Source organism: Mycolicibacterium fluoranthenivorans (genome assembly GCF_011758805.1).
GTDB lineage: Bacteria > Actinomycetota > Actinomycetes > Mycobacteriales > Mycobacteriaceae > Mycobacterium > Mycobacterium fluoranthenivorans.
Window position 1 is genome coordinate 2436700 of sequence record NZ_JAANOW010000001.1, and the last position, 25724, is coordinate 2462423.

Annotated in this window: 26 protein-coding genes; 21 read left to right on the top strand and 5 right to left on the bottom strand. The window is 67.5% G+C overall.

Going from position 1 to position 25724, the window contains the following annotated elements; genetic code table 11:
* The first annotated feature begins 9 nt into the window (after window positions 1–9).
* Genes FHU31_RS11755 through FHU31_RS11765 form a run of 3 tightly spaced genes read left to right on the top strand, consistent with a single transcriptional unit; the run spans window position 10 to window position 2964 of the window.
* The gene (locus FHU31_RS11755; protein ID WP_167158459.1) at window positions 10–873 is read left to right on the top strand and encodes a siderophore-interacting protein; all 864 of its coding nucleotides are present in this window, start codon (window positions 10–12) and stop codon (window positions 871–873) included.
* Between the two features lie 4 nt (window positions 874–877).
* On the top strand, window positions 878–2038 hold the full coding sequence (locus FHU31_RS11760; protein ID WP_167158461.1) for an alpha-hydroxy-acid oxidizing protein: 1161 nt from the start codon (window positions 878–880) through the stop codon (window positions 2036–2038).
* A gap of 38 nt (window positions 2039–2076) precedes the next feature.
* The gene (locus FHU31_RS11765; protein WP_167160930.1) at window positions 2077–2964 is read left to right on the top strand and encodes a tyrosine recombinase XerC; all 888 of its coding nucleotides are present in this window, start codon (window positions 2077–2079) and stop codon (window positions 2962–2964) included.
* Here the strand turns inward: FHU31_RS11765 and FHU31_RS11770 are convergent.
* Window positions 2912–3442: a M23 family metallopeptidase gene (locus FHU31_RS11770; protein ID WP_167158463.1), complete on the bottom strand. Its 531-nt coding sequence runs from the start codon at window positions 3440–3442 to the stop codon at window positions 2912–2914. The two genes, FHU31_RS11765 and FHU31_RS11770, sit on opposite strands and share 53 nt — an antisense overlap.
* Before the next feature lie 312 nt (window positions 3443–3754).
* Between FHU31_RS11770 and rpsB the strand changes: the two genes are divergently transcribed.
* From rpsB to FHU31_RS11825, 11 genes are all read left to right on the top strand, one after another.
* The gene (gene rpsB, locus FHU31_RS11775) at window positions 3755–4564 is read left to right on the top strand and encodes a 30S ribosomal protein S2 (protein ID WP_090356822.1); all 810 of its coding nucleotides are present in this window, start codon (window positions 3755–3757) and stop codon (window positions 4562–4564) included.
* Window positions 4565–4591: 27 nt separating this feature from the next.
* The gene (tsf, locus tag FHU31_RS11780; protein ID WP_090356821.1) at window positions 4592–5407 is read left to right on the top strand and encodes a translation elongation factor Ts; all 816 of its coding nucleotides are present in this window, start codon (window positions 4592–4594) and stop codon (window positions 5405–5407) included.
* 108 nt (window positions 5408–5515) lie between these two features.
* Window positions 5516–6910: an amidase gene (locus FHU31_RS11785; RefSeq protein WP_167158465.1), complete on the top strand. Its 1395-nt coding sequence runs from the start codon at window positions 5516–5518 to the stop codon at window positions 6908–6910.
* 120 nt (window positions 6911–7030) lie between these two features.
* Window positions 7031–7531, top strand: a complete 501-nt coding sequence (locus FHU31_RS11790; protein WP_234901186.1) for a hypothetical protein — start codon at window positions 7031–7033, stop codon at window positions 7529–7531.
* Window positions 7532–8695: a glutathionylspermidine synthase family protein gene (locus tag FHU31_RS11795; protein ID WP_167158470.1), complete on the top strand. Its 1164-nt coding sequence runs from the start codon at window positions 7532–7534 to the stop codon at window positions 8693–8695.
* A gap of 16 nt (window positions 8696–8711) precedes the next feature.
* On the top strand, window positions 8712–9170 hold the full coding sequence (locus FHU31_RS11800) for a DUF350 domain-containing protein (RefSeq protein WP_167158472.1): 459 nt from the start codon (window positions 8712–8714) through the stop codon (window positions 9168–9170).
* Window positions 9171–9289: 119 nt separating this feature from the next.
* On the top strand, window positions 9290–10459 hold the full coding sequence (locus FHU31_RS11805) for an ABC transporter permease (protein WP_263988028.1): 1170 nt from the start codon (window positions 9290–9292) through the stop codon (window positions 10457–10459).
* 2 nt (window positions 10460–10461) lie between these two features.
* A complete protein-coding gene (locus tag FHU31_RS11810; protein ID WP_167158474.1) occupies window positions 10462–11022 on the top strand; it encodes an ABC transporter permease in 561 nt (186 codons plus the stop codon).
* 6 nt (window positions 11023–11028) lie between these two features.
* On the top strand, window positions 11029–11766 hold the full coding sequence (locus tag FHU31_RS11815; RefSeq protein ID WP_167158476.1) for an ABC transporter ATP-binding protein: 738 nt from the start codon (window positions 11029–11031) through the stop codon (window positions 11764–11766).
* 24 nt (window positions 11767–11790) lie between these two features.
* On the top strand, window positions 11791–13311 hold the full coding sequence (locus FHU31_RS11820) for an APC family permease (protein WP_167158478.1): 1521 nt from the start codon (window positions 11791–11793) through the stop codon (window positions 13309–13311).
* Complete coding sequence (locus FHU31_RS11825; protein ID WP_167158480.1) at window positions 13308–15278, top strand: primary-amine oxidase; 1971 nt, start codon at window positions 13308–13310, stop codon at window positions 15276–15278. Before FHU31_RS11820 ends, FHU31_RS11825 begins: the two co-directional genes overlap by 4 nt.
* 36 nt (window positions 15279–15314) lie before the next feature.
* Here FHU31_RS11825 and FHU31_RS11830 read toward each other — a convergent pair whose 3' ends face one another.
* On the bottom strand, window positions 15315–15746 hold the full coding sequence (locus tag FHU31_RS11830) for a MarR family winged helix-turn-helix transcriptional regulator (protein WP_090356806.1): 432 nt from the start codon (window positions 15744–15746) through the stop codon (window positions 15315–15317).
* A 36-nt stretch (window positions 15747–15782) separates the two neighbouring features.
* Between FHU31_RS11830 and FHU31_RS11835 the strand changes: the two genes are divergently transcribed.
* The 4 genes from FHU31_RS11835 (at window position 15783) to FHU31_RS11850 (ending at window position 18738) form a co-directional block, all read left to right on the top strand.
* Window positions 15783–16463, top strand: a complete 681-nt coding sequence (locus tag FHU31_RS11835) for a class I SAM-dependent methyltransferase (RefSeq protein WP_167158482.1) — start codon at window positions 15783–15785, stop codon at window positions 16461–16463.
* A 96-nt stretch (window positions 16464–16559) separates the two neighbouring features.
* Entirely contained in the window at window positions 16560–17285 is a 726-nt protein-coding gene (gene pyrH, locus FHU31_RS11840; RefSeq protein ID WP_090356802.1) for a UMP kinase, read from the top strand.
* A gap of 25 nt (window positions 17286–17310) precedes the next feature.
* Window positions 17311–17868 carry a ribosome recycling factor gene (frr, locus tag FHU31_RS11845; RefSeq protein ID WP_090356801.1) on the top strand — a complete coding sequence of 186 codons (558 nt, stop codon included), beginning with the start codon at window positions 17311–17313 and terminating at the stop codon, window positions 17866–17868.
* The gene (locus tag FHU31_RS11850; RefSeq protein ID WP_167158484.1) at window positions 17869–18738 is read left to right on the top strand and encodes a phosphatidate cytidylyltransferase; all 870 of its coding nucleotides are present in this window, start codon (window positions 17869–17871) and stop codon (window positions 18736–18738) included.
* Here the strand turns inward: FHU31_RS11850 and FHU31_RS11855 are convergent.
* Window positions 18649–19617, bottom strand: coding sequence for a DMT family transporter (locus FHU31_RS11855; protein ID WP_167160934.1), 969 nt, complete (start codon window positions 19615–19617; stop codon window positions 18649–18651). The genes FHU31_RS11850 and FHU31_RS11855 overlap by 90 nt on opposite strands.
* A 165-nt stretch (window positions 19618–19782) precedes the next feature.
* On the opposite strand from FHU31_RS11855, the gene FHU31_RS11860 reads away from it, so the two are divergent.
* The 3 genes from FHU31_RS11860 (at window position 19783) to FHU31_RS11870 (ending at window position 23997) form a co-directional block, all read left to right on the top strand.
* Window positions 19783–20634, top strand: coding sequence for a LysR family transcriptional regulator (locus FHU31_RS11860; protein WP_167158486.1), 852 nt, complete (start codon window positions 19783–19785; stop codon window positions 20632–20634).
* 14 nt (window positions 20635–20648) lie between these two features.
* Window positions 20649–21740 carry a dual-specificity RNA methyltransferase RlmN gene (gene rlmN, locus FHU31_RS11865; protein ID WP_167158488.1) on the top strand — a complete coding sequence of 364 codons (1092 nt, stop codon included), beginning with the start codon at window positions 20649–20651 and terminating at the stop codon, window positions 21738–21740.
* 73 nt (window positions 21741–21813) lie between these two features.
* Window positions 21814–23997, top strand: coding sequence for a molybdopterin-dependent oxidoreductase (locus tag FHU31_RS11870; protein ID WP_167158490.1), 2184 nt, complete (start codon window positions 21814–21816; stop codon window positions 23995–23997).
* 12 nt (window positions 23998–24009) lie between these two features.
* On the opposite strand, the gene FHU31_RS11875 is transcribed toward FHU31_RS11870, so the two are convergent.
* Both FHU31_RS11875 and FHU31_RS11880 read right to left on the bottom strand, forming a co-directional pair.
* Window positions 24010–24585, bottom strand: a complete 576-nt coding sequence (locus tag FHU31_RS11875; protein WP_208410208.1) for a TetR/AcrR family transcriptional regulator — start codon at window positions 24583–24585, stop codon at window positions 24010–24012.
* Window positions 24578–25693 (bottom strand): phosphotransferase, encoded by a 1116-nt coding sequence (locus tag FHU31_RS11880; protein ID WP_167158494.1) that lies wholly within the window; start codon window positions 25691–25693, stop codon window positions 24578–24580. The genes FHU31_RS11875 and FHU31_RS11880 overlap by 8 nt, the downstream gene beginning before the upstream one ends.
* Between the last annotated feature and the right edge of the window lie 31 nt (window positions 25694–25724).

Sequence of the window (25724 nt, forward strand, 5' to 3'; positions counted from 1 at the left end):
GGAGGCACTGTGGCGGGACGTCCGGTCCATACCTTCGAGGTGATCAGCTCCACGCAGCTGACTCCGCACATGATCCGGCTGGTGCTCGGTGGCTCCGGGGCGGGGCAGGGTTTTGACACCTTCACCCCCAGCGCGTTCACCGATTCCTATGTCAAGTTCGTCATCGTGCCCGACGGTGCCGATGTAAGCGGGCTCCCGCGACCACTCACCCTGGACAGTTTCAACGAGCTGCCCGAGGATCAGCGACCCACGGTGCGCACCTACACCGTCCGCCGTGTCGATACCGAAAAGCGCCAGATCACAGTCGATTTCGTGGTGCACGGCGAGCAGGGGGTGGCCGGCCCGTGGGCCGCGAAGGTCCAACCCGGCCAGCCGGCCTACCTGATGGGCCCCAGCGGGGCCTACGCGCCGGATCCCGCCGCGGACTGGCACCTGCTGGCCGGCGACGAAGCCGGACTGCCGGCGATCAGCGCCGCACTGAACGCCCTGCCCCCGACCGCGGTCGGGCAGGCCTTCATCGAGGTGGCCGGACCCGAGGACGAGCTGGAGCTGACCGCCCCGGCGGGTGTCGCGGTGCACTGGATCCACCGCGGCGGCCGTGCCGATCAGGTGCCCGACTCGGTCGCCGGTGACCACGCGCCGCTCATCGCGGCGGTGCGCGCCGCCGAATGGCTGCCCGGTCAGGTGCAGGTCTTCGTGCACGGCGAGGCGCAGACCGTCATGCACAATCTGCGGCCCTATCTGCGCAAAGAGCGCGGTGTCGAGGCCAAATGGGCGTCCATCTCCGGGTACTGGCGGCGCGGGCGGACCGAGGAGACCTTCCGGCAGTGGAAAGCGGAGCTGGCGAAAGTCGAAGCGAGCCAGTCAGACTGACCCCATGGCATTCGGCGACTATCAGCTCGAGATCTACTTCCAGGGCCTTTCCGGGGTCGTGCCCACCCTGCCGATCGGCTACGCCGAACTGGAGGCCAGGGCCGAGAAGGCGATGTCCCCGTCGCTGTGGTCGTATGTGGCCGGGGGTGCCGGCGACGAACGCACCCAGCGGGTCAACGTCACCGCGTTCGAGAACTGGGGCCTGATCCCGCGGATGTGCGTCGGCGCCACCGAACGCGACCTGACGGTGGACCTGTTCGGGCTGACCCTGCCGTCGCCGCTGTTCATGGCGCCCATCGGGGTGATCGGGCTGTGCGCCCAGGACGGTCACGGCGATATCGCCTCGGCCCGCGCGGCCGCCAGGACCGGCGTCCCGATGGTGGTCTCCACGCTGACCGCCGATCCGCTGGAGGCCGTCGCCGCCGAATTCGGTGAGACCCCGGGTTTCTTCCAGCTCTACACCCCGAAAGACCGTGAGCTGGCGGCGAGTTTCGTGGCCCGCGCCGAGGCCGCCGGGTTCAAGGGCATCATCGTCACGCTCGACACCTGGGTGCCCGGCTGGCGGCCGCGCGACCTGAGCACCTCGAACTTCCCGCAGTTGCGCGGGCACTGCCTGACCAACTACACCAGCGACCCGGTGTTCCGGGCCGGGCTCGCGCAGCCGCCGGAGGAGAACCCACAGGGCGCGATCCTGAGCTGGATCCAGAACTTCGGCCAGTGCGTCACCTGGGACGACCTGGCCTGGCTCCGGACCCTGACGACGTTGCCGCTGCTGGTCAAGGGGATCTGCCATCCCGATGACGTGCGCCGCGCCCGCGACGCCGGGGTCGACGGCATCTACTGCTCCAACCACGGAGGCCGCCAGGCCAACGGCGGCCTGCCCGCCATCGACTGCCTGCCCGACGTGGTGGCCGCCGCCGACGGGCTGCCGGTGCTGTTCGACTCCGGAGTGCGCAGCGGTGCCGACATCGTCAAGGCGCTCGCGCTGGGCGCCACCGCGGTCGGCGTCGGGCGGCCGTACGCCTACGGGCTGGCGCTCGGCGGCGTCGACGGGGTGGTGCACGTCTTGCGATCCCTGCTCGCCGAGGCCGACCTGATCATGGCGATCGACGGTTACCGGTCACTGGCGGATCTCACCCCGGACACGCTGCGGCGCGTCACCTAGACAGGGCCCGTGCGGCTGAGCACGGTGGGGGAGTGCAGATCGGGCCCCTTCTGGAGGAATTCGACGAATTCCTGGAGCTTCAGCGTGGCCGCTCCGCGCACACCCGCCGGGCCTACCTCGGTGACCTGCGGTCACTGTTCGAATTCACCGGCGGCGGATTGGACAGCCTGAACCTGATCACGCTGCGCTCCTGGCTGGCCGCGCAGGCCGGTGCGGGGGCGGCGCGCACCACGCTGGCCCGGCGCACCTCGGCGGTCAAGACGTTCACCGCGTGGGCGTGCCACCGGGGTCTGCTGCGCACCGACCCGGCGGCCCGGCTGCAGACCCCCAAAGCGCACCGCACCCTGCCCGCGGTGCTGCGCCAGGACCAGGCGATCGACGCGCTGGAGGCGCTCAACTCCGGTGCGCAGCAAGGAGATCCGCTCGCGCTGCGGGACCGGCTCATCGTCGAGCTGCTCTACGCCACCGGTATCCGGGTCAGCGAGCTGTGCGGGCTGGACATCGACGATGTCGACACGTCGCGGCGGGTGCTGCGGGTGCTGGGCAAGGGCAACAAACAACGCTCGGTGCCGTTCGGGCAGCCGGCCGCGGTGGCCCTGCAGGCCTGGCTCACCGACGGTCGGCCCGCGCTGGCCACCGAGAAGTCCGGGCCGGCCCTGCTCCTCGGTGCCCGCGGCGGCCGGGTCGACCAGCGTCAGGTCCGCACCGTCGTGCACGACACCATGACCGCGGTCGACGGCGCACCCGATATCGGGCCGCACGGCCTGCGGCACAGCGCGGCCACCCATCTGCTCGAGGGCGGCGCCGATCTGCGCATCGTGCAGGAACTCCTGGGCCATTCCTCCCTTGCCACCACGCAGCTCTACACCCATGTCACGGTGGCGCGACTGCGGGCGGTCCACGACCAGGCACACCCACGAGCCTGACCGGTTTGAGCCGGATGGGTGTCTCGGCGATCAGCCCCAGCGGATCGACGTAATCGGCGCGGGCGGCCGGGCCCCACATCGCGCCCCAGTGCAGGCACGCCGCGGCGGGACAGCCCACATGCCCGGCGATCAGCACACCGATCGGGGTTCCGGCGGCCACCAGCTGGCCCGCCCGCACCGTCGCGCGCACCGGTTCGTAGCTGGTGCGCAGGCCGCCGGGGTGGCTGATGGACACCAGTGGCCGGCCGGCCAGTTCGCCGGCGAACACCACCGTCCCGGGCCCGGCGGCATAGACCGGCCGCCCGGGTGCCCCCGCGAGGTCGACACCGCGGTGGCCGCGGTTCCAGTTGGGTGCCGGGGCGTCGAAGCCGCGGGTGACCGCCGGGCGGGGCTGCAGCGGCCAGCCCAGCCGGGTGCTGTCGGCGTGCGCCGGGACGGCCGCGGCAAGCATTGCCGACAGCACCACGAGAAACCTCATCACCCCAGTTCAGCGGCCCGCCGCCGGTATGGGAAGCGGGTCGCCGGAGAATGTGGATGAGGGCCCGACTGTGGATAACTGCGATGGTAAAAGCACCGGTATCCACGGTGTAAACTGCTACCCGCAGCTCACTTTTGTGGGCTGACTTCGCGCGCCTGCTTTGCAATCGCCATTCCCTCCGGGAACCAGGGTTGCACCAGCTTGCCGGGCGGTCCCGCTTCGGGAAACCGAAACGGGTCCGGCAGCAGCGGACGCCAGGGTCCGGTATCACCCGATGCCGGGCGACAACCGATATATAAGTGAGGCACCATCGTGGCCGTAGTGACCATGAAGCAGCTGCTCGACAGCGGCACCCATTTCGGGCATCAGACCCGGCGCTGGAACCCCAAGATGAAGCGGTTCATCTTCACCGACCGCAACGGCATCTACATCATCGACCTGCAGCAGACGCTGACCTACATCGACAAGGCCTACGAGTTCGTCAAGGAGACCGTCGCCCACGGCGGCACCGTGATGTTCGTCGGCACCAAGAAGCAGGCCCAGGAGTCCATCGCCGCTGAGGCGACTCGGGTCGGTATGCCGTACGTGAACCAGCGCTGGCTGGGTGGCATGCTCACCAACTTCTCCACCGTGCACAAGCGTCTGCAGCGCCTCAAGGAGCTTGAGGCCATGGAGCAGACCGGTGGTTTCGAAGGTCGCACCAAGAAGGAAATCCTCATGCTCACGCGTGAGAAGAACAAGCTGGAGCGCAGCCTCGGCGGTATCCGGGACATGCAGAAGGTGCCGTCGGCCATCTGGGTCGTCGACACGAACAAGGAGCACCTGGCCGTCAACGAGGCCATCAAGCTCGGCATCCCGGTCATCGCCATCCTCGACACCAACTGCGACCCCGACCAGGTCAACTACCCGGTCCCGGGCAACGACGACGCGATCCGCTCGGCCGCGCTGCTGACCAAGGTCATCGCGTCTGCCGTCGCCGAGGGCCTGCAGGCCCGTGCCGGCGCAGGCAAGACCGAGGCGGCCGAAGCGGCCGAGCCGCTGGCCGAGTGGGAGCAGGAGCTGCTGGCCGGCGCGACCACCGGCACCGAAGCCGCTGCCGAGACCACCACCGACGCTTCCTGATTTCTCAGTTCAAGGAGAACCGCTTTCATGGCTAACTACACCGCTGCCGACGTCAAGCGCCTTCGGGAGCTGACCGGCGCCGGCATGCTCGACTGCAAGAACGCGCTGACCGAGAGCGACGGCGATTACGACAAGGCCGTCGAGGTGCTGCGCATCAAGGGTGCCAAGGATGTCGGCAAGCGCGCCGAGCGCGCGACCGCCGAGGGTTTGGTGGCCGCCAAGGACGGCGCGCTCATCGAGCTGAACTCCGAGACCGACTTCGTCGCCAAGAACGCGGAGTTCCAGGCACTCGCGGACCAGATCGTCACCGCCGCGGCCGCCTCCAAGGCCGCTGACGTCGACGCTCTCAAGGCCGCCAAGTCGGGTGACACCACTGTCGAGCAGCTGATCGCGGACCTCAGTGCCAAGATCGGCGAGAAGCTCGAGCTGCGCCGGGTGGCGTACTTCGACGGTCAGGTCGAGACCTACCTGCACAAGCGGTCGGCCGACCTGCCGCCGGCCGTCGGCGTGCTGGTCGAGTACACCGGTGCCTCGGAGGAGGCCGCGCACGCGGTCGCCCTGCAGATCGCCGCGCTCAAGGCCAAGTACCTGACCCGTGAAGAGGTGCCCGCCGATGTCGTCGCCAACGAGCGCCGCATCGCCGAGGAGACCGCCAAGGAGGAGGGCAAGCCCGAGCAGGCGCTGCCCAAGATCGTGGAAGGTCGCGTCACCGGTTTCTACAAGGATGTCGTGCTGCTCGATCAGCCGTCGGTGTCGGACAACAAGAAGTCCGTCAAGGCGCTGCTCGACGAGGCCGGCGTGACCGTGACCCGGTTCGTCCGGTTCGAGGTCGGCCAGCAGTAACAGCTCGGCCCGTTGCGGCCAGAAGAACCCCGCGTCGCCTCCGCGACGCGGGGTTCTTTGCGTCGGGAACCTCCCGACGACGTGGTACGTACTGGTACCGTCGGGCTCATGACACGTGTGCACGCCTTCGGTGACGACGCCCTGGGCGATCTGGATGCGGTCGGGCTGGCCGCCGCGCTGCGGGCCGGCGACGTCTCGCAGGCCGAACTGGTCGAGGCCGCGATCGCAAGGGCCGAAGCCGTCAATCCGGCGTTGAACGCGCTGGCCTACCCGGCGTTCGACCGAGCCCGCACGGCCGCGCCCCGTAACGGCTTCTTCGGCGGCGTACCGACGTTCGTCAAGGACAACTCCGACGTCGCCGGGATGCCGACGAGGGAGGGCACCGACGCCTGGACACCGCGGCCGGCGCCCACCGACGGCGATTTCGCCCGCAGCTACCTGGGCACCGGTCTGGTCGCCCTGGGCAAGACCCAGCTCTCCGAGTTCGGCTTCAGCGCCTCGGCCGAGCACCCCCGCCTCGGGCCCGTGCGCAACCCGTGGAACACCGCCCACACCGCCGGGGCATCGTCGTCGGGCTCGGGCGCCTTCGTGGCCGCCGGCGTGGTGCCGATCGCGCACGCCAACGACGGCGGCGGATCCATCCGCATCCCGGCCGCCTGTAACGGACTGGTCGGTCTCAAACCGTCCCGTGGGCGGCTGCCGCTGGACAAGGCGATGCGCCAGATGCCGCTGCGCATCGTGGCCAACGGGGTGCTCACCCGGTCCGTGCGTGACACCGCCGCGTACTACCGCGAGGCCGAGCGCCTGCAACGGAACCCGAAGCTGCCACCCATCGGCGATGTCACCGGGCCCAGCAGCCGGCGGCTGCACATCGCGGTGTGCACCGAATCGATTGCGCGGGAATCCAGCCCGGAGATCCGCGAGGTGACGATGAAGACCTCGGCCCTGCTGGAGAGTCTCGGGCACCGGGTCACCGAAATCGCCAACCCGGTGCCGGCGTCGTTCATGAACGACTTCCTGCTGTACTGGTCGCTGCTGGCGTTCGCCCTGGTGCGCGGTGGGCCGCGCACGTTCGGCCCCAGCTTCGACAAGACGAAACTGGACAACCTGACCCTCGGGCTGGAACAGCTGGCCGGCCGCAACCTGGTGCGCATGCCGCTGGTGATCGGCCGGCTGGCCCGGACCCGCCGCACCATCGCGCGGCTGGCCGCCTCCTACGACGTCCTGCTCACGCCCACCCTCGCCGACGTGACACCCCGGATCGGGCACCTCGACCCGACAGCCCCGTATGAGCAGATCATCGACCGGCTCATCGACTGGGTCGCCTTCACCCCGCTGCAGAACGTCACCGGGGACCCGGCGATCTCGCTGCCGCTCGGCCAATCCGCCGACGGCCTGCCTGTCGGGATGATGTTCGCGGCGCCGGTCGGGCAGGAACGTCTCCTGCTGGAACTGGCCTACGAACTCGAGGAGGCCCAGGCGTTCGGCCGCATCCAGGAGTGACCGCTCTATGCTGTGAGGCGGCTGGACGGGGAACGCCGCTGGGCGGAAAAAAATTTGGGGGGATGGATGGAATCCGGGTCCGACGACGCGCCCGAGCGCCCAGCGGGGCCGCGGGGTTCCATGCGCTACCAAGACCCCGGCTCGACCACACCGCGGCCGCCCACCGTCGCCGAGGCCCGTCAGCGCGATAAGGCGCGCCGGGCCCGCGAAGCCGCCGAACAGTTCGCCGCCCTGCAACGCGAGAACGCGGAGAAGCGCGCGGCCACCGGGAAGAAAGTCCTGATGGGCTCGGTGGCCGTCGTCGGCGTCGTGGGGGCCATCGCGCTGGGCTACCAGGTACTGCACGAAGACACGGTCTCGGCCACCTGTGTCGCCGACGGGAGCAACCAGGTGGTGCCGGACAGCTACTGCAGCAGCGGTCACGCGGGCACGGGCGGGCTGTTTATCTTCGCCGGCTCGCCGTACCGCTACTACTACGGCGGCAGCAACGGCGGAATTGGGACCACGGCGCGGGGCGGCACCCTCGAACTCCCCAAGGGCACCACCGGCAAGACGAGTTCGGGATCGTCGATCTCGCGCGGTGGCTTCGGCTCGTCCAGCCATGGAAGCTCGGGCAGCTGAATGCGCCGTGAGCACTGTTCCCCGCGACCGGGCTGGGAACGGATCGTGGCCGAGCAGGGCATGTGTTTCGGCACCCCGGCGCGTGATTCGGCCGGTGCGGATCGGTCGTACTGGGACGAGTCGGTGCACTACGTCTTCGATATGGACGAGGTGCTGTCGCTGGAAGCCTCCGTCGAGGTGCTGCATTCGATGTGCCTGGATGCCGTAGAACACGTGGTGCTGGCGGAGCGCTACCGAGACTTCGGCCTGCCCGAGTGGACCTGGGAGCACATCGAGAAGTCCTGGCGCCGCAGCGATCCGCACCTGTACGGGCGATTCGATCTGCGCTACGACGGACGCCGGCCACCGGTGCTGCTGGAGTACAACGCCGACACCCCGACCTCGCTACTGGAAGCCGCGATCCTGCAGTGGCACTGGAAGACCGACGTCTTTCCCGCCGACGACCAGTGGAACTCGCTGCACGAACGCCTCGTCGCGCGGTGGGGTGAGATCCGGGATCGGTTGCCCGGCAAGGAAACCCACTTCACCTGGTCCTCGGCCGACGCGAGCGGTGAGGACAACGTCACGCTCGGCTACATCCAGGAGTGCGCGGCCGAAGCCGGCCTGCACACCGTCGGCCTGTCGATCGAGGACATCGGGTTCGACCGGGACCTGGGCTGCTTCGTCGATCTCGAGGAAGCCCCCATCGCGTCGCTGTTCAAGCTCTACCCGTGGGAGTGGATCCTCGACGACGATTTCGGGCGCCACGCTCTGGACCTGCTGCCGTCGACCATGTGGGTGGAACCGCTGTGGAAGACGCTGCTGAGCAACAAGGCCATCCTCGCGGTGCTCTGGGAGATGTACCCGGGCCACCCCAACCTGCTGCCCGCCTATCTGGACAGCCCGCACGAGCTGACCGAATACGTCCGCAAACCCAAGCTGGGCCGTGAAGGGGCGAACATCAGCGTGGTCGGGGCGGGGCAGGATATGGAGACCGGCGGCGTCTACGGCGAAGAGGGCTACGTCTACCAACTGCTGGACCCACTACCGAAATTCGACGATATGCGGCCCGCGCTGGGTGCGTGGATCGTCGGCGACGAATCCGCCGGGCTCGGCATCAGAGAGACCTCCGGCCTCATCACCGATGACGGCGCCGCATTCGTCCCCCACCGTATTCCGCTGTGACCGGAAGGATCCGTCAATGAACCGCGCCACGCTCTCGGCCCTGGGGCCGGACTACTGGTCGATCGTCGGCCACGGTGCGTCGGCGATCGTGCTGTACACGATCGTCGGCATCGCGCTGATGGTCCTGGGCTTCTTCGTCATCGACTGGACCACGCCCGGTCCGCTGCGCGCCTTGGTGCAAGCGGGACGCCCCAACGCCGCCGCCATCACCGCCTCCGGAGTCCTGTCGATGGCACTGATCATCGTGCTGGCGATCTACAGTTCCACCGGTGATCTCGTCGGCGGGTTGATCAAGACCCTGGTCTTCGGCCTGCTGGGCATTGCCGCGCAAGCGTTCTCGGTCCGCCTGGTCGGCGTGATCAAGGGTGTCGACATCGGCCGCGTGCTTGCCGAGGAGCGCTTCACCCCCGAAGTGCTGGTCGTGGCGGCGTCGTATCTGGCCTTCGGACTGATCATCGCGGCCGCGATTCTCTGATCCGACGACGAAATCCGTTGTCGTCGAGACACCTTGTTGTAATCGCAAGCAGTCTCCGTTAACGCGGCAGATACCGCAGATGGCTTTCGACGAAACACAGCGCGCCCACCATCCCTTCCGTGGAGTCCGCTGCACCACTCACGATCACGCGACCACCGGAGATCGCCACCGCGTCCGGTAACACCTTTCTGTGCCTGGTCCGGTTCGCCCTGGCGAACATCAAGCGCCGGCCCGAACGATTCGTCCTGTCCGTCCTCGGTATCGCGCTGGCGATCGCATGCGTCACCGTGGTGCGCACCATCGCCGCGAGTTTCGCGATCACAGGCGCGGATTCGGTCACCGATGTGATCGGCGGCGCGCAGCTGTGGGTGGTGCCGGCCGCCGGGGTGCACTATGACACCGCGGCTCTGGCCTTGGTGGCCGACGGCCCCGCCTCCGCCATCACCGTCGTGCCCGCCGATTGGTCGGCTGTCCGGACGCTGTCCGGTACCACCTCGGTCAACGGTATGACGGTGTCCGTACGCGGTAACGACTCGGTGGCCGCCGGTCACGCTGCGGTGGGGGAGCAGCTCGCGACCCGACTGGGCGTCGGCCCCGGAGACCGCGTGGTGATCGGCGGACAGAGTCTCGTGGTGGACCTCTCCGGCCCGGGGGAATCTGCCACCGTGTCAACCGATCTGGCGCACAGCGTGGTGGGTGACAATGGGTGGTGGACCATCACCGCACCAGAAGGTGAGCAGAAGCGCCGCGACCTGGCCCAGATCTTCGGCGCCGCGACCGGGCTGCCCACCACCACGGATCCGGCGGTGCAGCCCGACCGCAACGGATCGGGACTGATCTATGACACGGTGGGCGGAGTGGGACCGCTGACCTTCGAGCAGAACTTCTCCGCGCTGTTCTCCGGCAAGGTGACCGGGTCCACGCTGGGGCTCATCTCCACCATCGGCCTCATCCTCGGCTTCGTGATCGCCGTGTCCTCCTTCCTGGCCGCCGTCGCCGAGCGCAAACGGGAGTTCGGCATCATGTCGAGTATCGGACTCGCCGACGAAGTGCTGTATTTCTTCCTCGTCGAGTCGGCCATCGTCTTCGTGGTCGCCTATCTGGTCGGTGTACTGGGTGCGGGAGCGGCTGTCGCCCTGGTGATTCCGGGTATCGCGACCGTGACCGCGTGGGCACAGGCCGCCGGTATGGTCGCCGCCTTCATCCCCGCCATGGCGATCGTCGGAGCGTTGATCCCGGTGCACCGGCTGTTGCAACAGCGGCCCGTCGACCTCTTGGGAGGCAGGTAGCCATGCGCTACGGACTGTCGTACGGCTGGCTGGCGGCGCGGCGCCGGCTCGGAGAGATGATCCTGCCCGCCATCACCACCGCCACGGGTGCCTTTCTGGTCGTCATCGTCTTCGGGATGTCGGAGGGGATCCGGGCCCAGTCGGCATCGCTGGGCCACGCCGACGAGATCAGTGCCGTTGTGGTGCTCATCGCCGTCACCGTGTTGCTGGTCGGTGTGGTCGAGGTGGCGGTCGCCACCACCCGGACGGTGGCCCAGCGGACCAGGGAACTGGGTGTGTTGGGGGCCAACGGAATTCCCCGGACACCTGTCGTGATCGCGCTGCTCGTCGAACCCGTCATCGCCGCCCTGCTGGGAGCCGTCGGAGGCGCAGCGCTGGCGGTGATCGCCGGAGTGGTGCTGGGGGCCGTCGGCTTCGTCCCGACCGGGGTGGCGATCGGTGGCCTCGCGCTGGGGACCGCCATCGCCGTCGCGGTCAGTGTGGTCGCCGCGCTGGCCACCAGTGTCGTCCCCACCTGGAATGCCGCCTCCCGCCCACCCATCCGATCGTTGAGCACGGGATAGGAAGACATGACTGCCATCAACGAATCCGCCACCGATTCGGTCGCGCTGGCCGACGGTGCATCAGCCGGCGCGGCGCCGGTGATCGAGATCTCCGATGTGTGGAAGCTGCACAAACTGGGCGACGAGGTCGTCAAGGCGCTCATCGCCGTCGAGCTGAAGGTGATGCCGGGCGAATTCGTCTGCCTGATGGGACCCAGTGGAAGTGGCAAGTCGACGCTGCTCAACATCATCGGCGGCCTGGATCGCCCGACGAAGGGCGCCGTGCACGTCGCGGGTCAGGACACCTCGACGATCTCGGAGAGCCAGTTCGCCGCGCTACGGCACGACACGATCGGGTTCATCTTCCAGAGCTACAACCTGATCCCCTTCCTGTCTGCCGTCGAGAACGTCGAACTACCACTGATGTTCGAGCCGTATGACCGCAAGGCGCTGCGCAAGCGCGCCACCGAACTGCTCGAACTGGTCGGATTGGGGCACCGGATCAATCACCAGCCGACCAAGATGTCCGGCGGCGAGCAGCAGCGCACCGCCATTGCGCGTTCGCTGATCAGCAATCCGACGTTGGTACTGGCCGACGAGCCGACTGCCAATCTGGACCACCGCACGGGGGAGACGGTGGTGCGCATGCTGCGCGACCTGTGTTCGACGCTCGGCGTCACGGTCGTCGCGAGCACACACGACCCCACGGTGGCCGACGAAGCGAGCCGTGTTGTCCGGATGCGAGACGGACAGATCGTCAACTGATCCAACGGTATTGGGAGACTAGTCATGACACAAGAACTCGAACACGCGGTCACCGCTGAACGCGACAAGCTGATGACCACCGAACTGGTACCGGAACAGATCCTGCCCAAGGTGATGAGCACATTCGGCCTCACCGCCGCCTATGTGTTCATCATCTGCTGGATCACCGGTTCCTCGGTGATGGCCACCGGTGGGTGGACCGCCATCCCGATGTGGATCCTCGGCATCCTGACCTTCCTGGTTCCCGCCGGCATGGCCGTCGTCGAACTCGGTAACCTGTGGCCCGGCCAGGGTGGTGTGTACATCTGGGCCACCCGGACGATGGGTGAGACGTGGGGCTTCATCGGCGGTTACCTGTCCTGGGTGCCGGTGATCCTGAACGCGGCGTCCTCCCCGGCGGTGGTGCTCTCGTTCCTGTTGCTGGCGTTTCACACCGAACTCGGGGTGATGACGAGCGTCATCCTGCAGCTGGTCATCATGTGGGTGGTGGTAGGGCTGGCGCTCGCCAAACTCGCCGCCAACCAGCGCATCATGAACGTCGTCTTCGTCGTGTTCGGCATTCTCGCGCTGACCATCTTCATCTGCGGCGTGCTGTTCGCGGTGAAGAACGGCTCGGCGACCCCCTTCAACTGGCACGACGCCGTGATCCCGAACTTCGCGGTATCGGGCTTCCTGTACGGCACGGTCCTGCTGTACCTGCTCGGCGTCGAGACGCCGTACAACATGGGTGCCGAGTTTCTGTCGGTCCGCAAGAGTGGTCCGCGGATGATCCTCTGGGGTTCCACCGCCTTGGTGGCCATCTACCTGCTGACGACGCTGGGCACCATGATGGCACTGCCCACCGATCAGATCGACGCGGTCACGGGTGTGATCGGCATGCTGGGAGTCTCGGGATTCCCCGGCCTGATGGAGATCTGCGCGGTGGTGCTGGCCTTGATCATCGTCGTGGCGCTGATGACCTACCAGGTTGCCTACTCCCGGCTGATCTTCGTGTCCGGCCTGGAACGTCACCTGCCGCGGATCTTCACCCACCTCAACCCGCGCACCCGTAACCCGGTGAGCGCCATCCTGATTCAGGGTGTGCTCTCCTCGCTGCTGATCATCGGGCTCTACTCGCAGAGCAGCCTGGTGAACACGACGATCTTCCTGCAGGGTGGCCTGTCGACGGTGTGGCTGCTCTCCGGATTCTTCTTCCTGATCCCGGTCGTCATCGCCCGCAAGAAGTATGCCGACCGCTATGCGAGCGAGACGTTCTGGCGCATCCCCGGTGGCATGGTCGGCGTCTGGATCACCGTGGTCGTGGGCACCATCGGCACCATCGCCGGCGTCTACTACTCGTTCGCGAAGTCCTGGCTGACCAGTTCCGGCGTCGGGGACGGCGAGTGGATGACGTGGGTCGGCAGCATCAGCGTCGGGATGTTCGCCCTCGGCCTGGTCGTCTACATCTTCGGCCGACGGTCGGCGCACAAGGTGTCCCAAGACGATGCCCTGGCCCATCTCGCGGTATTCGATCTCACCAAGGAAGCAGAGGAAACCGCCAAGTGACCATGGAAGACACCCGCGCGACGGGCACGGCCAGTGATGCCACGTTCTACCCGCTCGACCCGCTGTCGGGCGCCGAGATCGAGGCCGCCGCGGCGGTCATCACGGGGTCGGAATACGCCACTCCCACACTGAAATTCGTCATGATTCAGCTCGCCGAGCCGGACAAGACCGCCGGGCTGAACTTCGAGGGACTCGACGTCCCGCGGTGTGCGTTCGTGAGCATGTACGACGCGGCCGCCAAGATGATCTATGAAGCCGTCGTCGACCTCGGCGCCCGAGTCATCGAGTCGTGGAAGGGGGTGCCCGGCCGGTTCCCCTCCTACCTCGTCGAACACATGACGGGTGTGGAGGAGAAGGTCCGTGAGGACCCGCGGTGGCAGGAGGCGATGCGCAAGCGGGGCGTCACCGACTTCAGTCTCGCGATGATCGACCCCTGGCCTGCGGGCTATTACGGCGCGGGCGACCATTACGAGAACTCGCCGCTGGTCTGCCGTCCGTTGACGTTCATGCGCGCCGCACCGTCCGAACACGGGTACGCGCGACCCGTCGAGGGGTTGATCGTCACGTTCGATCTCGACGCGATGGAGGTCATCGATATCGAGGACCACGGGGTGGTTCCTCTGCCGCCGACCGCGGGCAACTATTCCGAACAGTTCATGTTCTCACCCGATAACCGGCCGGCGTTCACGCAGTTCCGTGATGACGTCAAGACGATCGAGATTACCCAGCCGGACGGCCCGAGCTTCACCGTGGACGGCTGGAAGGTGCAGTGGCAGAAGTGGTCTCTGCGGATCGGCTTCAACCCCCGCGAGGGTGTCACGATCCACGAGGTGACCTACACCGATCGCGGTGAGACACGTCCGATCCTCTACCGCGGGTCGCTCTCGGAGATGGTGGTGCCCTACGGCGACACCTCGCCGACCCACTGGAACAAGAACGTGTTCGACATGGGCGAGGTCGGGATGGGCTTCTCGGCCAATCCGTTGACGCTGGGCTGCGACTGTCTGGGCGAGATCCACTACTTCGACGGTACGGTCAACGATTCCGACGGGAACGCGGTGGTCATCCCGAACGCGATCTGCATGCACGAGGAGGACTTCGGGATCTCCTGGAAGCACACCGACTTCCGCACGGGTGAAGTGGAGGTGCGCCGCTCGCGGCGGCTGGTCGTGTCGATGATCTGCACGGTGGGCAACTACGAGTACGGATTCTTCTGGTACTTCTACAACGACGCCTCGATCGAGGTGGAGGTCAAGCTCTCCGGTGTGCTGACCACCGGTGCGGTGGCCGAGGGGGAGACGCCCCGCTGGGGCAAGATGGTGGCTCCCGGCATCTACGGCCCGAATCACCAGCATTTCTTCAACTTCCGGCTCGATATGAGCATCGACGGCGCCGGGAACAGTGTGTACGAGGTCGATTCGGTGCCCGAGCCGGATCCGGCACTCAACCCGCACCACAACGCGTGGATCACCCAGGACACGTTGGTGGCGTCGGAGGCCGAGGGCGCCCGCGACTGGAACTGGGAGACCGGCCGGTACTGGAAGGTGACCAATCCGTCGAAGGTCAACGAACTCGGTGCACCGGTGGCCTACAAGCTGGTGCCCAAGGAGATCGTGCCGGTGATGGTGCAGGAGGGCTCCTACATCTACGACCGGGCCCGATTCGTCCAGCACAACCTGTGGGTGACCAAGTACGACCCGTCGGAGATGTTCGCCGCCGGTGACTACATGTACCAGTCGGCCGATGTCCAGGGCCTGCCCGAGTTCGTCGCCGATGATGCGCCGCTGGAAGACACCGACGTGGTGCTCTGGTACACCCTCGGTGCCCATCACGTGGTGCGCCCCGAGGACTGGCCCGTGATGCCGTGTGCCTACACGGGTTTCCACCTCAAGCCGATCGGCTTCTTCGACGGTAACCCGGCACTGGATCTGCCGCCGTCCCCGCCGAAAGCCTGCCACCAGCACTGACGGGGTGGCGGTCGCCGGCGGGTGGCTTCTGAACGCCTACTCGCCGACGGCCGCCAGGATCCGTTTCAGCTGGGAACGCTCGTCTTCGGCGAGGTTGCCCAACACCTGCAGTTCCGCTGCGCGCACACCGGAGTCGGTTCGGCTGAGTATCGCCACGCCCTCCCGGCTCAGCTCGGCGGGCAGCGCGCGGCCCGACGCCACGCTGGCCGGACGGGACACCAGCCCCCGATCTTCAAGCCCGCGCACCACCATGTTCATCGCCTGCGGCGAGACGTTGAGTTGGCGCGCGAGCTCGGCGTTCGAGCTGCCCGGAGCCTTGGACAGGATCCGCATGCAGAGGTACTGGGCGAAGGTCAGATCCAGGGGCTCCAGGACGGAGGTCGTCACCTCCGACCGCAACGCCATGGCAGCTCGGTGCAGCAGGTAGCCCAGCGGCAGATCGTCGAGTGCGTCACCCATGTCAAGCATATTGACACATATCAACTACGTTGATATACCGGAGACATGACCACACCACAACAGATGTTCGAATCGGCCTACCGCGGCGAGGCGCCGGATTTCGAGGGTGCCCGGCCGCCGTGGAGTATCGGGGAACCGCAGCCCGAGATCGCCGCTCTCATCGCCGCCGGACGCGTGCACGGTGACGTGCTGGACGCCGGATGCGGTGAGGCGGCCACCGCCCTGGATCTCGCCGCGCGGGGCTTCACGACCGTCGGACTGGACTCATCGCCCACCGCGATCGAGCTGGCCCGCGCCGAAGCGGCCCGGCGAGGACTGACCAACGTCACCTTCGACGTCGCCGATATCAGCGCCTTCACCGGATACGACGGGCGGTTCGGCACCATCATCGACTCGACGCTGTTCCATTCGATGCCGGTGGAGCTGCGTGAGGGCTACCAGCAGTCCATAGTCCGCGCGGCCGCGCCCGGCGCGTCGTATTTCGTGCTGGTCTTCGATGCCACCGGTATGCCCACCGACGGCCCGGTCAACCCGGTCACCTCCGAGGAGCTGCGCGAGGTGGTGGGCAGGTACTGGGAGATCGACGAGATCCGCGCGGCCCGAATCCACGCCCAGGTGCCGCCGGTGCTCGGTGACTTCGGTGCCTTCGCCGGAGCGGACGTCCGCGATGAGCCGAATGGACGCAAATCGGTGGGCGCCTGGCTTCTCACCGCACACCGCGCCTGACCAAACTTCCACCGGTGCCCCGGCCACCCCGACGTGGCCGGGGCACCGTCATGAGGCAGGATGGTGGCGATTCTGTGTCGGAAGCGAAGGAGCCTGATGACGGAGGGACAGATCCGGCCGGCGTACTCCCGAGTGCTCCTCAAACTCGGTGGCGAGATGTTCGGCGGTGGACAGGTGGGCCTGGACCCCGACGTCGTGGCGCTGGTGGCGCAGCAGATCGCCGAGGTGGTACGCAGCGGCGTGCAGGTGGCCGTCGTCATCGGCGGTGGCAACTTCTTCCGCGGTGCCCAATTGCAGCAGCGGGGTATGGAACGCACCCGTAGCGATTACATGGGCATGCTCGGCACGGTGATGAACAGCCTTGCGCTGCAGGACTTCCTGCAGAAGGAAGGTATCGACACCCGCGTGCAGACCGCCATCACGATGGGGCAGGTCGCCGAGCCCTACATCCCGCTGCGCGCCCGGCGGCACCTGGAGAAGGGCCGAGTGGTCATCTTCGGCGCCGGTATGGGGCTGCCGTACTTCTCCACCGACACCACCGCCGCGCAGCGCGCGCTGGAGATCGGTGCCGACGTGGTGTTGATGGCCAAGGCCGTCGACGGTGTGTTCACCGCCGACCCGCGTGAGGTGCCCGACGCCGAATTGCTGACCGTGATCACCCACCGCGAGGTGATCGATCGCGGACTGAAGGTTGCCGATGCCACCGCCTTCAGCCTCTGTATGGACAACGGCATGCCGATGCTCGTGTTCAATCTCCTCATCCACGGCAATATCGCGCGAGCGGTCGCAGGTGAGAAGATCGGAACACTGGTCACCAGCTGACAGCCGCGCATGTGAAGGAGACCCTGTGATCGACGAAACCCTCTTCGACGCCGAAGAGAAGATGGAGAAGGCGGTGACGGTGGCGCGCGACGACCTCGCGTCGATCCGTACCGGCCGTGCCAACCCCGGCATGTTCTCCCGGCTGAACATCGACTATTACGGTTCGCCGACGCCGATCACTCAGCTTTCCAGCATCAACGTGCCCGAGGCCCGCTTGGTCGTCATCAAGCCCTATGAGGCCAATCAGTTGCGCGCCATCGAAGATGCCATCCGCAACTCCGATCTCGGTGTCAATCCGTCCAACGACGGCAACGTCATCCGGATCTCCGTCCCGCAGCTCACCGAGGAGCGCCGCCGCGAACTGGTGAAGCAGGCCAAGTCCAAGGGTGAGGATGCCAAGGTGTCCATCCGCAACATCCGTCGCAAGGCGATGGACGAGCTGGCCCGGATCAAGAAGGACGGCGAGGCCGGCGAGGACGAGGTGGGCCGCGCGGAGAAGGACCTCGACAAGAGCACCGGGCAGTACGTCGCCCAGATCGACGAACTGGTCAAGCACAAGGAAGGCGAGTTGCTGGAGGTCTAGATGACCTTTCAGCACCCCAGTCCCGTGGCACAGACCGAGCCACCCAAGAAGACGTCGCGCGCCGGCCGCGATCTGCCTGCCGCCATCGCGGTCGGGGTGGTCCTCGGCGCCCTGGCCATCGGCACCCTGCTGTTCGCGCCGATCTGGTGGCTGCCGCTGCTGGCCGTCGCGATCGGGATCGCCACCCACGAGGTGATCCGGCGCCTGCGCGAACACGGCTATGCGCTGCCCACCCTGGCGCTGCTCGTCGGCGGCCAGGCCATGATCTGGCTGACCTGGCCGTTCGGCGTGGCGGGTCTCCTGGGCGCCTACGGCGCGACCATCGTCGTCTGCATGGTCTGGCGGCTCGTCGGCCAAGGTCTGGACCAGCAACCGGTCAACTACCTGCGCGATATCGCTGCCACTGTGCTGCTGGCCACCTGGGTCCCGATGTTCGCCGCGTTCACCGCGCTGCTGATCTTCGCCGACCACGGTGGGGTGCGGGTGTTCACCGTGATCGTGACGGTCGTCTTCGCCGACATCGGCGGCTACGTCGCGGGGGTGCTGTTCGGCAAGCACCTACTGGCGCCGGCGATCAGCCCCAAGAAATCGTGGGAGGGCCTCGGCGGGTCGCTGCTGTTCGGTATCACCGCCGCGGTGCTGTCGGTCACGTTCCTGATGGACAAGCCCGCCTGGGTCGGTGTGCCGCTCGGTGTGCTGTTGGTCGTCACCGGCGTGCTCGGTGACCTGGTCGAGTCTCAGGTCAAGCGCGATCTCGGCATCAAGGACATGGGCACGCTGCTACCCGGTCACGGCGGGATCATGGACCGCATCGACGCGATGCTGCCGTCCGCGGTCGTCGGCTGGATCGTGCTCACGCTGCTGGCTTAATCCCCCCTCGCTGCGCTCGACCCCCTGGGACCTTGATCCTGACGCGTTCAGCCAGCACGCCGCCGCACCCAGCACCAACCCGACGGCGATCCCGACGGTGACCCGCTCGCCGAGCATTAGCCAGGACAGCACCCCGGCGACGGCGGGAATCACACAGAACAGCATCGCCACCGACGACGCACCGTGATGGCTGATGGCCCGCACGTACAGCGAGACGCCGAGTGTCGCGTTGAGCAGCACGACGCCCGCGACCGCGAACACCGCGTGGGTCATGTTGTGCACGTCGATCGGCGTGCTCAGTGCCAGCGCCAGGGCCGGCACGAACGCCACGGCGTTCTGCACCGAGGTGGAAGCGCGGAAGTCGATATGGGCGCAGAACCGCTGCTGATAGACCCCACCTGCGGCCAGGCCGAGCAGGGCCACCAGCAGGAGTCCGACCACGGGGTCCACCCCGCCGGTCGCGATGAGGCGGGTCGCGCACGCCGCGAGCACGGCGGCGACGCCGAGCACCAGGGCGATGACGCGCCGTGAGGTCAACCGGTCCCGCAGGAACGCCGCGGCCAGCAGCGCGGTGGCCACCGGGTTCATCGCGATCACCACCGCGCACAGCACAGCCGGGGCGCCGTGCTGGATGGCGATGTAGAGCGCGCAGAACTGCACGGCCTGCATCAGCAGCCCGGCCACCGCGACATGGGCCAGGGTGCGCCCGGTCGGGAACCGCACCCCGGACAGTGCCGCCCACACCCCGAGGATCGCGCCCGCCAGCCCGAACCGGAACGCCAGCACCGCCATCGGGGACAGTGCGTGCACGGCCATGTTGCCGATCGGGTAGCCCAGCGCATAGAAGAACGTCACGGTCGTCGCGGTGCGCAACGGCATCGGGGTCATGGGGTCCATGGTGGGTCGCCCGGTAGCGCGCGGTCCAACGAATATCGGCTATCACGATTGATCGTGAATATCGATCGGTTGCGGGGAATATCTGCCGTATCTGTCGTCGAAGGCTCGATTTTTGATCGTATGCACTGATCGGAGTACCTTGACGGCATGGGTCAGGTGCTGGACATCGCGCCGCTGCGCAGTGTGGTGGCAGTGGCCGACTGTGGCGGGTTTCACCGCGCCGCCGCGGTGTTGCACATGACGCAGTCCGCGGTCAGCCAACATGTCCGGCGGATCGAGGCCGTCGTCGGCGGCCCGGTGGTCGAACGCTCCGGCCGCGGCGTCGCCTTCACCGAACTGGGACACCGCCTGCTCGGGCACGCGCGGACCATCCTGGCCACACACGATGCGGCGCTGACCGACCTCGGCGCCGCCGAGGAGCGGGTGCTGCTGATCGGCGCCACCGAACACGGTGCCGATGTCATGCTGCCGGGGCTCACCGCGGCGCTGGGTGAACGGTTACCCGAATGGCGGCTGCGGTTCCGGCTCGATCGCAACGTCACGCTGGCCGACGCCATCGAACACGGCCTCGTCGACCTCGCGGTGATGCTCGACGGATCCGGCCTGGATCCCGCCCATGCCTCCGGAACGCTTGCGCTGAAATGGGTCTCGGGCCGCAGCTTCGCCGCGCCGGCCAACCAGCCGCTACCGGTCGTGATGTTCTCCGAACCGTGCACCCTGCGCGAACCGACGTTCGCCACGCTGGACCGGATGAAGATCGGCTACCGCATCGCCGCCGAATCCGCCGATCTGTCCGGCCTGTTCGCCGCCGTGCGGTCGGGGCTGGGAGTGGCGCTGCTGCCGATGATCGGCCGGCTGCCCGACGGCCTCTGTCTGGCCGAGGGGCTGCCTCCGGCCAGTCGCGCGTCGGTGTTCGTCCGTGGCCGGGCCGGGGTCGACGCGGGGATCCTCGACACCGTCGAACAGACCGTGCGTGACGTTCTCGCCGGACAAGACTGATACTGGAATCGATCATGAAGCAGGAACTGGTTTTCGAAGCCCCCCGCCGCGGTATGCCGCCGCGGCACCTGGCCGATCTCGACGAAGCCGGGCGGGTGGCGGCCGTCACCGAGCTCGGGTTGCCGAAATTCCGGGCCAAACAGCTGGCCCATCAGTACTACGGGCGCCTCATCGCCGATCCGCACCAGATGACCGACCTGCCCGCCGCCGTGCGCGCCTCGGTGGCCGGCGAGCTGTTCCCGACGCTGATCTCGCCGGCTCGCGAGATCCAGTGCGATGCCGGCGAAACCCGCAAGACGCTGTGGCGCGCACTGGACGGCACCACCTTCGAATCGGTGTTGATGCGCTATCCGCAGCGCAACACCGTCTGTATCTCGTCACAGGCCGGCTGCGGTATGGCCTGCCCGTTCTGCGCGACAGGACAAGGCGGGCTCAAACGCAACCTGTCCACCGCGGAGATCCTGGAGCAGGTGCGCGCCGCGTCCTTCGCGATGCGTGAAGAGCAGGACGGCCGGCTGTCCAACATCGTCTTCATGGGCATGGGTGAACCGCTGGCCAACTACAACCGGGTGCTGGCCGCGGTGCGCCGCATCATCGCCCCGCCGCCGGACGGCTTCGGGATCAGTGCCCGCTCGGTGACGGTGTCCACCGTCGGGCTGGCGCCGGCCATCCGCAAGCTCGCCGACGAGAAACTCGGGGTCACCCTGGCGGTGTCCCTGCACACGCCCGATGACGAACTGCGCGACACCCTGGTCCCGGTGAACAACCGCTGGAGCGTCGACGAGGTCCTCGATGCCGCGCGTTATTACGCCGATGTCACCGGCCGGCGGGTGTCCATCGAGTACGCCTTGATCCGCGATGTCAACGACCAGCCTTGGCGCGCAGACCTTCTCGGCAAGAAGTTGCACAGCAAGCTGGGTCCGTTGGTGCACGTGAACCTGATCCCACTGAACCCGACCCCGGGCAGCGAGTGGGATGCCAGTCCCAAGCCGGTCGAGCGCGAGTTCGTCAAACGGGTTCTGGCCAAGGGGGTCTCGTGCACCGTCCGCGACACCCGCGGGCGCGAGATCGCGGCCGCGTGCGGCCAGCTGGCGGCCGAGGGCTGATCAGCCCGGTTCTCGACAAGCCGGTATCGGTCGGCGGCTTTACATGGTCACGTCGAAGTGTCACGATTTGGCGATGTCGCCCAGCCCCGTGACCGAAGAGCAGAAGGTCACCTACTGCCGGATCTGCGAGCCGATGTGCGGCCTGATCGCCACTGTCTCGGCCGGCCGGCTGGTATCACTGCGCCCGGATCGGGATCATCCACTGTCCAAGGGGCGGGCATGCCCCAAGGGGATCGCCTTCACCGATGTCCAGAACGACCCGGACCGGGTCCTGCATCCGATGCGCCGCCGCGAGGACGGCACCTTCGAACAGGTCGCCTGGGATACCGCGATCGACGATATCGCCGCACGGTTGAGTGCCGTGGTCGCCGAACACGGCGGGGCTTCGGTCGGGCAGTACTTCGGCAACCCCGCCGCGTTCGGCTACGCGTCCAGCGTGTGGTCGGGGATCTTCATGGCCCGCATCGGATCTCGGCACCTGTACTCGGCGGGGTCGCAGGACATCAACAGCCGCTTCGTGGCCAGCAAGCTGCTCTACGGTGCGGCCAGCCAACTGCCGTTCCCGGATCTGCTGCGCACCGACTTCCTGCTGATGCTGGGCGCGAATCCGCTTGTCTCGCATGGCAGTGCGGTACGTGCGCCGCGCATCAAGGACGACTTGGCCGCGATCGTCGGCCGTGGTGGACGGGTGGTGGTGCTCGACCCGCGCCGTACCGAGACCGCCCGGCATTACGAGCACATCGCGGTGCGACCGGATTCGGACGCGTGGCTGTTGCTGTCGATGCTGCACGTCCTGTTCGACGAGGGCCTGCACGTCGATATCGACCACCAGGCGCGCGGCCTGGAGACGCTGCGGTCGCTGTGCGCGCCCTTCCCGCCCGAGCAGACGGCGGCACGTACCGGCGTGGACGCGGCCGTGGTGCGCACCCTCGCCCGTGATTTCGCCGCCGCGCCGAGCGCCACCGCCTACGGCCGCACCGGAGCCTGCCTCGGCAGGCACGGCACCCTGGTCAGCTTCCTGCTGGATGCCCTCACCGCGGTGACGGGCAACCTGGACCGGCCCGGCGGCACGTTGATGTCGCACTCGGTGATCCCGCTGGAAGAGATGGGGGAGCGGGTCGACAGCTTCAGCTACGGCAAGACCCGTTCGCGGATCGGTGACTTCCCCGACGTCCTCGGCACCTTCCCGGCCGCACTCATGGCCGACGAGATCACCACCGAGGGCGAAGGGCAGCTGCGGGCGCTCTTCGTCGTCGCCGGCAATCCGGTGCTGTCGGTGCCCAACAGCGCGGCCCTGGAATCGGCGCTGCGGCGTCTCGACCTGTTCGTCTCGTTCGACCTCTACATCAACGAGACGAACCGGCTGGCGGACTACGTGTTACCTGCCACCACCATGCTGGAGCGCGACGACCTGCCGATCGCGTTCGCCGCCTGCTCGCCGACACTGTTCGTCCAGTCGTGCGAACCCGTGCTGGAACCCTACGGGGAGGCCAGGCCGGAATGGGAGGTGTACTCCGAGATCGCCCGCCGGATGGGTATGGCGCTGTTCGCCACCGGCCCCCTGGTGCGGTTCAACCGGGTGCTCGCCTGGCTGGACCGGCGCGGTATCGGGCGGATGACACCACGCCGGCTGATGGGGCTGCTGCTGCGCACCGGCCCGCACGGCGATCTGTTCGGATTGCGGCGCCGTGGACTGAATCTCACCCGACTCGGCGAACACCCGCACGGTATCGTGCTGGCGCAGCACGCCCCGACCGGAATCCTGGCCGATGTGGTGCGCCATGCCGACGGCAAGGTTCACCTGGACCCACCGCAGATCGCCGCGGAGATCGCCCGGCTGGGTCGCAAACATCCCGCCGATCCGCGGTTTCCGTTGCTGGCCATCGGTATTCGTGAGATGCGTTCACAGAACTCGTGGATGCACAACAGCCCGACCCTGATGAAGGGGGACCGTCGGCACAACACCCGGATCCATCCCGCCGATGCCGCGGCCGCCGGCCTGGTCGACGGGGGCCGGGTACGGATCGTCTCCGAGCACGGGAAGATCGAGACGGGCGTGCTGATCACCGACGAGATGGTGGCCGGCACCGTCGCGATCCCGCAGGGCTGGGGGCATCGGGGTGGGGGCTGGCACCTGGCCAACGCGGTGCCGGGCGCCAATGTCAACGAACTGACCTCCAACCGGCCCGAAGATCTGGAGGCGCTGGCCGGGATGGCCGTGCTCAACGGGGTCGCGGTGCGGTTGGAGAGCGTGTAGCGCGCGCTGGTCCTAGTCGGTCTGGCGGATGCCGACCGCGTGCCGCAGCTGGGCCAGGAACTGGTCGTCGTCATCGCTGCGCACGATGTAGTGCGAGATCGCCACCCGGATGGCGGTGGCGGCGCGTACCGGCCCGTTCGGCCCGGGGATCAGCTTGAGCAGCCGGGCGCGCATCAGCGGGATGATGTGGGACAGCTGCCCGATCACCACCTCGGGTTCGATGTCCACCACCCGCACCCCCGAATAGGACTGCTGGTACTCCACGATGAATCGTAGTGCGGCATCGAGCTTTTCATTGCCGCGCAGACCTGAGGTGACCCGGCTCATGCCGGTGTCGAACATCTCGCGCTCGTACTGGCCGAACGCGGCGAGCAACTCTTCCTTGGAGGCGAACCACCGGTACAGCGTGGGCCGGGAGACACCGGCCTGAAGCGCCACCTCGGACAAACTGAGCTTGGTCTGTCCGCTGCGCCCGAGTACCTCTGCCGTGGCCACCAGAATCCGCCGTCGCGTCGAGGTGTCCTCACTCGCATCGGTGGTCAATGGCTTGTTCACATCCCTGATGGTAGTTGCTGGTGCATTACACATTCGCCTGCAGTGTCTTGACCGTGTCGAGATCGTCGAGTGCCGCGACCGCACGGCCCAGGCCTTCGAACGCGATCGTCTCGTCCTGCATGCCACCCATACCGGCCGTGATGAGGGTGGCGACATAGGCGTACAGCGCGGCCTGGCGGTACCGGTCCCACAGCTCGTCGCCGTCGAGTTCGGGGCCGCCGCCCGCGGCCAGGGCGCACCGGTACACATCGAGCAACTCGCGTTGATGGTCCACCCGGTCGGCGGTCGTCATGCTGGTGATCAACGTGTAGGACAGCTCCCGCGAGGGATGTCCGCGGCGCACCGCCTGCCAGTCGAGCAGACCGGCTTTTCCGTTGCGGAAGTACACGTTTCCGGGATGCGCGTCCCCGTGCATGACGGTGTGCGGGGCCGCGTCGATGAGCGCCGCGACGGCGCGGTAGTGATCATTGATGAAGCGGCCGTTGTCCACGGCGATGGTGGTCCGGCCGGCCAGCCGGCGCGCCGAGGTGCGGGCCAAGGACCCGGTCAGCAGGGAGGTGGCGTCACCGGAGGCCGAGTACGCCCACGAGGGCACCCGCTCCCAGAAGGTGGCGTGGACGCGGGCCAGCAGTTCGACGATGAGTGCCGCCTGGTCGACGGTCAACGGATGCAGGGTGTCGGGGAACTCACACCGGTCGACCGTCAGATCCTCGAGCACCAGCACGAAGCGTCCGGTGAGGGCATCGAAGATGCCGCCGTGACTCACGGGCACCTCGGGCAGTCGTGGTGCGAGGTCGCGATAGAAGCGCACCTCGGTGTCGGCCAGCCTGCCGAGCTCGCCCATCAGCCGGGTCGCGGCGGTCGCGGCCGGCATCTTCACGAACACCGAGGCGGGCACGCCGGCGCCGGTGAGCGCCAGCCGCGCACGCGATGAGGTGCCGGCGTCACCGCCGATCACCGTCACCGACTCGACCTCGCGGCCCAGCAGACCGGACAGGAACGCGGCGTCCAGGTCATCGATCCGGCGTGGGACTGTCCGCATCCGCCCGACGGCGGCGTCGGTTGCGATACGTTGCACACCGCGGCCGAGATGAGCGGTCAGGCCGAGGACGGGTGCGACGCGCCGGCGCAGCGGGGGCATCCGTCGATGTTTACAAATGATCGTTTGATTG